Below are 683 nucleotides of genomic sequence, written 5' to 3'. Positions count from 1 at the left end.
CGCCCGGTTCGGGAGTTCCCGCCATGTCGAAGCACGCGGACGAGGACAGGACGTTCAGCGCGTTCCGCTGGGGGTTGAACTCGATCGAGTGCCGGAAGCCGTCCTGGCTGACGATCACCAGCTCGGGATCTCCGTTGACGCTCGTCTTGTCCTTGACAGTCCAGCCGCTTCTGGCGGACCGGTCAGCCTTGATTTGCTCCAGCAGCGCCGGGCCGTCGGCGTCGCCGTTGAGGACAACATCCATGGTGCCCGGCCAGTAGTATCCGCCGGTCTCGCACTGAAAAAGGGCACGGGAGGTCCCGGTCTGCTTTGTCGTGGACACGGCCGAGGAGGGGATCACCGACAGCAGTTCATCCTGCTGCGCGCGAGTGGACTCTTTGGCCGCGGCAAGATCCAGCCCGGCGGTCCGGAGTTCGGGGGCGGGGGCACAGGCTGCGACTAAGGCTGCCAGGCACGTGACGGCGACGACTGCAGACAACCGGGTTTGAAGATTGGCGCCGACAAAGGTTCCGGCCATTGATTCCCCTACGTAGTTCGGATCAACAAAGCGGTGGGGCCATCACGGCCAAACACCCACGGAAGATCTTACAGCCGTATCTCCATTCGATGGATGGATAGAACTGCCCGCTGGAGGAATCCGGTCCCCGGCCTCGCGCGCGGCGGTGTCCCGGTTGCGGCCGAGG

Annotated in this window: 1 protein-coding gene; it reads right to left on the bottom strand. The window is 64.6% G+C overall.

Annotation, left to right across the window (positions count from 1 at the left end):
• Positions 1-517: hypothetical protein (locus K789_RS0101520; RefSeq protein WP_024365202.1), on the bottom strand; the 517-nt coding region annotated here is incomplete at its 3' end.
• Positions 518-683 lie beyond the last annotated feature (166 nt).

The sequence above is a fragment of the Arthrobacter sp. TB 26 genome (assembly GCF_000427315.1).
Lineage (GTDB): Bacteria > Actinomycetota > Actinomycetes > Actinomycetales > Micrococcaceae > Arthrobacter.
This window is presented reverse-complemented; position numbering and strand designations above follow the sequence as displayed.